The sequence below is a fragment of the Paraburkholderia sp. genome, assembly GCF_034668105.1.
Classification (GTDB): domain Bacteria; phylum Pseudomonadota; class Gammaproteobacteria; order Burkholderiales; family Burkholderiaceae; genus Paraburkholderia.
Map to the genome: position 1 here is coordinate 1 of NZ_JAXDPY010000038.1, position 5,422 is coordinate 5,422.

The window sequence follows — 5,422 nt, forward strand, 5'->3', positions numbered from 1 at the left end:
CGCCCACAAGCCTTCGCCCTTCATTCGCGCAGAGAACGAAGAGTCGTAGTCTTTCCCGCCTCGCATATCGCGCACGCGGCTCATCACCCGGTCGGCCCGATCGGGAAAATGCGCCGCGAGCCAATCCTTGAACAGCGGCGCAACTTCCCACGGCAGGCGCAGCACGATATAGCTCGCATTGCACGCGCCGGCCTGAGCACAGGCTTCCAGCACGCGCTCCATGTCCGGCTCGGTGACGAACGGAATCACTGGCGCGATGCTGACACCAACCGGAATACCCGCCTCGCTCAGCGTACGGATCGTGCGCAAGCGACGCGCCGGCGTGGCCGCACGCGGCTCAAGCGTGCGCGCGATATCCGCGTCTAGCGTGGTGATCGTGATTGCGGCCATGAATTGCCCGCGCGCCGCCATGGGGGCGAGCAAATCGAGGTCGCGTTCGATCAGCGACGATTTGGTGATCGCCGCGAACGGTTGACCGCGTTCACTGAGCACTTCGATCACCCGCCGCGTGAGCCGCAAATCTCGCTCAGCGGGTTGCCAGGCGTCCGTATTCACGCCGAGCGCAATCGGTTCCGGCACGTAGGACTTCTTCGACAACTCGTGCGCGAGCAACTCCGGCGCATTCACCTTCGCGTAGATACGGCTTTCGAAATCAAGCCCCGGCGACAGCCCCAGATAACTATGCGTAGGACGCGCAAAGCAATAGATACAGCCGTGTTCACAGCCCCGATAAGGATTCAGCGACACGCTAAACGGAATGTCCGGCGACGCGTTGCGCGTGAGAATCGTCTTGGCCCGCTCCTCGAAAACCTGCGTGCGTAAGACCTTGAGCTCGCCCTCTTCTTGCGGCGACGAAAGCCAGCCGTCGTCCACCACTTCGCGCTGGTCGACTTCGTAACGGCCTTGCAGATTCGTCACTGCACCACGCCCTTTGCGAGGCGCGGGCGGGGCGATCGGAAATTCGTTGGCGGAGTGGATGTCGGAATCTGTCACGGTTGGGGCACGCAGAAACTAAAAAAACGGCGCAAAACACCTGTACAAATATACAGTGTTTACGCCGTTTGTCGAGTCCCGCCAGATACCTTCCGCGCGAGCTAATCGCCAACTGCAATCGTCAGCGTTTCCTTGATCTCTTCCATCACCACGTAGCTCTTCGACTGCACCGCGCCGGGCAATTGCAACAGGATGTCCCCCAGCAGCTTGCGGTAGTCGGCCATTTCGCCGATGCGCGCCTTGATCAGATAGTCGAAATCGCCCGACACGAGGTGGCATTCCAGCACCTCGGGGATCTTCTGCACCTCGCGGCGGAACTGGTCGAACATGTTGCCGCTTTTGTGATCGAGCGTGATCTCGACGAACACCAGCAGCGCCGCGCCCAGTTCAGCGGGGTTCACACGTGCGTGATAGCCGGTGATCACGCCGTCGCGCTCCATCCGCTTGACGCGCTCGATACATGGCGTAACCGACAGCCCGACCTGTTCGGCGAGGTCTTTCATCGCCATCCGGCCGTCCTGTTGCAGGAGCCGCAGAATCTTGTGATCGAGTTTGTCGAGGGACCGGACCGGTTGGCGCTGTGTACGCATAGTGTTTTTGCTGAAAATCTTGAAAATACAATAACAAAACCTACCTGACTGTCAATAGTATAGCGGTTAACACTGGGCGAGCCGCATTACACCTCGTTAATCGAACGTATTCCAACGAATCGACGAGCGCACCGCCCTCAGATCGCTTATTAGATACCTGGAGCAGCTATGCGAGTCGTCGTTTTAGGCAGTGGCGTCGTCGGCGTGACGAGTGCTTATTACCTGGCACGCGCCGGTCATGAAGTCACGGTGATCGATCGCGAGGCGGGTCCGGCGCTCGAAACCAGCTTTGCCAATGCCGGCCAGATCTCGCCGGGCTACGCGTCGCCGTGGGCGGCGCCGGGCGTGCCGCTGAAGGCCGTCAAATGGATATTCCAGAAGCATGCGCCGCTCGCGATCCGCCTTGACGGCACGCAATTCCAGTTGCAGTGGATGTGGCAAATGTTGCAGAACTGCACGTCGTCGCGTTATGCGGTGAACAAAGGGCGCATGGTCCGCCTCGCCGAATACAGCCGCGATTGTTTGCAGGCGCTGCGCGCCGAAACCGGCATCCAGTATGAAGGGCGCACGGGCGGCACGCTGCAGGTGTTCCGCACGCAACAGCAATTCGACGGCGCCGCGAAAGATATCGCCGTGCTGCAGGAAGCCAACGTGCCGTATGAACTGCTGTCGCCGGCCGAACTCGCGCATGCCGAACCGGCGCTCGCCGCGGTCTCTCACAAGCTGACGGGCGGCCTGCGTCTGCCGGGCGACGAAACCGGCGACTGCCAGATGTTCACCACGCGCCTCGCCGGGCTGGCCGAGCAACTGGGTGTCAAGTTCCGCTACAACACGCCGATCGACGCACTCGCCATGGCGGGCGACCGCATTGCCGGCGTGCAATGCGGTGATGAACTGGTGCGCGCGGATTCGTTCGTCGTGGCGCTGGGTTCGTACTCAACCCAATTCCTGTCCGGTCTCGTGAAGATTCCGGTCTACCCACTCAAGGGCTATTCGATCACCGCGCCGATCGTCAACGAAGCGTCCGCGCCCGTTTCGACCGTGCTCGATGAGACCTACAAGATCGCGATCACACGCTTCGACGACCGGATTCGCGTCGGCGGCATGGCGGAGATCGTCGGCTTTGACAAGTCGTTGCGTCAGGCGCGCCGCGAAACGCTGGAACTCTGCGTGAACGATCTGTTCCCGGGCGGCGGCGATACGTCGAAGGCGACCTTCTGGACCGGCCTGCGTCCCATGACGCCGGATGGCACGCCGATCGTCGGCCGCACGCCGGTGGCAAACCTGTTCCTGAATACGGGTCACGGCACGTTGGGCTGGACGATGTCGTGCGGCTCGGGTCAATTGCTGGCTGACGTGATGTCAGGCAAGCAGCCGGCGATCAAGGCGGACGACCTGTCGGTGCATCGCTATCTTGGCGAGACCGGCGGCGCACATCGCCCGGCTTATGCTTGAGGTTTAACGCTTTACGCTTCGCGAGAGGTTGAGCCGGCTCGTCGTGCAGACAGACCGGCGCGACAAAAGCAAACGGCGCCTCACAAGGGCGCCGTTTGCTTTTTTGGACGGAGCTTTCGCTACCTCGTCGCTCGAGACAGGTACACCATCAGAACTGATCTTCCGACAACGCCAGCACGCCCTCCCCGCCCTTCGCACTAACGATCGACGCTTCCAGCGCCGAAGCCAGCGGCAGCACATGCTCGGCATAGAACTGGGCGGTCGCGATCTTTGCGCCGTAGAACGAGGGATCCTGGTCGCGCTTTTCAGCCGCCACGAGCAGCGCACGCGCCATCTGCCAGCCGCCCAGCACAATGCCCGCCAGTTTCAGGTACGGCACGCTGCCGGCAAACACCGCGTTCGGATCACCCTTCGTGTTGGTCACGACAAAATCAACCACGGTGCTCAACGAGCGGTGACCCTGCTCCAAATATTTCTTCATCGATTCGAACGCAGCGCCTTGTTGCGCGCCGAGTGTCTCGATCGTTTCAGTCACCCCGGCCAGCAGCGACTTCGCCACCTTGCCACCGTCACGCACGGTCTTACGGCCGATCAGATCGTTCGCCTGGATCGCGGTCGTGCCTTCGTAAATCGGCAGGATGCGCGCGTCACGGTAGTACTGCGCGGCGCCCGTCTCCTCGATGAAGCCCATGCCGCCGTGCACTTGCACGCCGAGGCTCGTCACATCGATCGACAGCTCCGTGCTCCAGCCCTTCACGATCGGCACGAGATATTCGTAGATCGCCTGATGTTGAGCGCGCGTGGCTTCGTCAGGATGACGATGCGCGATATCGCAGTGCGCCGCGGCGACGTACGCCAACGCGCGTGATGCTTCGGTGAGGCCGCGCATCGTCGCGAGCATGCGGCGCACGTCCGGGTGCTGAATGATCGCCACCGGCTGCTTCGCGGAACCGTCCACCGGCCGGCTTTGCACGCGGTCTTTAGCGTATGCGACGGCCCGCTGGTACGCGCGATCCGACACGCCGACACCCTGCATGCCCACCGCGAAACGCGCTGCGTTCATCATGATGAACATGTATTCGAGGCCGCGATTTTCCTCGCCGATCAGATGACCGATCGCACCACCGTGGTCGCCGAATTGCAGCACCGCGGTTGGGCTCGCCTTGATGCCAAGCTTGTGTTCGATGGACACGCAATGCACGTCGTTGCGCTCGCCGAGCGAACCGTCGCCGTTGACGAGGAATTTCGGCACGATGAAGAGCGAGATGCCCTTCACGCCTTCCGGTGCACTCGGTGTACGCGCCAGCACGAGATGGGCGATGTTCTTCGCCATGTCGTGCTCGCCCCACGTGATGAAAATCTTGGTGCCGAACAGTTTGAACGAACCGTCGCCTTGCGGCTCCGCGCGCGTGCGTACCTGCGCGAGATCGGAGCCGGCTTGCGGCTCGGTCAGGTTCATCGTGCCGGTCCACTCGCCGGAAATCAGCTTGGGCACGTAGGTCTGTTTCTGCTCTTCGCTGCCGGCCGTGAGCAGCGCCTCGATGGCGCCATCCGTGAGCAGCGGGCACAGCGCGAACGACAGATTCGACGCGTTCAGCATCTCGATACAAGCGGTGGCGATCAGCTTGGGCAGGCCCTGGCCTTCATAGTCGAGCGGATGCTGCACGCCTTGCCAGCCGCCTTCGCCGAACTGGCGGAAGGCGTCCTTGAAACCGGGCGTTGCGGTGACCACGCCATCCTTCCAGCTGCTGGGATTGCGATCGCCTTCCACGTTCAGCGGGGCCAGCACTTCGCCGCACAGTTTCGCCGATTCGTCGAGCACGGCTTGCGCCGTGTCGAGATTCGCATCTTCGAAGCCTGGCAGCGTTGCGATATCTTCGAGACCGGCCAGCTCTTTCATCACGAACAGCATGTCCTTGATCGGCGCCGTATAGCTCATTTCAGTTCTCCTCCTGCCTATCGATAAAAAAAGGGCGCCGGACTTGATCGGTCCCGCGCCCTTTCGTGTGCTGCCAGACGCCTTTTAACCGGCGCTGCGGCGCTTAGCCAAGCTCGCTAACGAGTTCCGGCACAACCGTGAACAGATCGCCCACCAGACCATAATCGGCGACGCTGAAAATCGGCGCTTCCGGGTCCTTGTTGATCGCAACGATGACCTTCGAGTCTTTCATGCCGGCCAGATGCTGGATCGCACCCGAGATGCCGACAGCCACGTACAGTTGCGGCGCGACGATCTTGCCGGTCTGGCCGACCTGATAGTCGTTCGGCACGAAGCCCGCATCCACCGCTGCGCGTGATGCGCCGAGCGCTGCGTTCAGCTTGTCGGCCAGCGGCTCCAGAACCTTCGTGTAGTTCTCGCCGTTGCCCAGACCACGGCCACCCGA

At 61.9% G+C, this 5,422-nt stretch carries 5 protein-coding genes; 1 reads left to right on the top strand and 4 read right to left on the bottom strand.

Annotation, left to right across the window (positions count from 1 at the left end; genetic code table 11):
* Both QOC89_RS02025 and QOC89_RS02030 read right to left on the bottom strand, forming a co-directional pair.
* Window positions 1–993 (bottom strand): PA0069 family radical SAM protein (locus QOC89_RS02025; protein WP_323043488.1); only part of this gene is annotated, 993 nt, incomplete at its 3' end.
* A 101-nt stretch (window positions 994–1,094) separates the two neighbouring features.
* On the bottom strand, window positions 1,095–1,583 hold the full coding sequence (locus tag QOC89_RS02030; protein ID WP_035547518.1) for an Lrp/AsnC ligand binding domain-containing protein: 489 nt from the start codon (window positions 1,581–1,583) through the stop codon (window positions 1,095–1,097).
* Window positions 1,584–1,751: 168 nt separating this feature from the next.
* Between QOC89_RS02030 and QOC89_RS02035 the strand changes: the two genes are divergently transcribed.
* Window positions 1,752–3,038 carry a D-amino acid dehydrogenase gene (locus QOC89_RS02035; protein WP_323043489.1) on the top strand — a complete coding sequence of 429 codons (1,287 nt, stop codon included), beginning with the start codon at window positions 1,752–1,754 and terminating at the stop codon, window positions 3,036–3,038.
* A gap of 148 nt (window positions 3,039–3,186) precedes the next feature.
* Here QOC89_RS02035 and QOC89_RS02040 read toward each other — a convergent pair whose 3' ends face one another.
* Window positions 3,187–4,977, bottom strand: coding sequence for an acyl-CoA dehydrogenase (locus tag QOC89_RS02040; protein WP_323043490.1), 1,791 nt, complete (start codon window positions 4,975–4,977; stop codon window positions 3,187–3,189).
* A 103-nt stretch (window positions 4,978–5,080) separates the two neighbouring features.
* The coding region (locus QOC89_RS02045) for an electron transfer flavoprotein subunit alpha/FixB family protein (protein ID WP_323043491.1) at window positions 5,081–5,422 on the bottom strand (342 nt) is incomplete at its 5' end.

Excerpts from the sequence above, each read along its gene's own strand:
- QOC89_RS02030 (WP_035547518.1), bottom strand. The coding sequence starts at position 1,583 with ATGCGTACACAGCGCCAACCGGTCCGGTCCCTCGACAAACTCGATCAC.
- QOC89_RS02035 (WP_323043489.1), top strand. The coding sequence starts at position 1,752 with ATGCGAGTCGTCGTTTTAGGCAGTGGCGTCGTCGGCGTGACGAGTGCT.
- QOC89_RS02040 (WP_323043490.1), bottom strand. The coding sequence starts at position 4,977 with ATGAGCTATACGGCGCCGATCAAGGACATGCTGTTCGTGATGAAAGAG.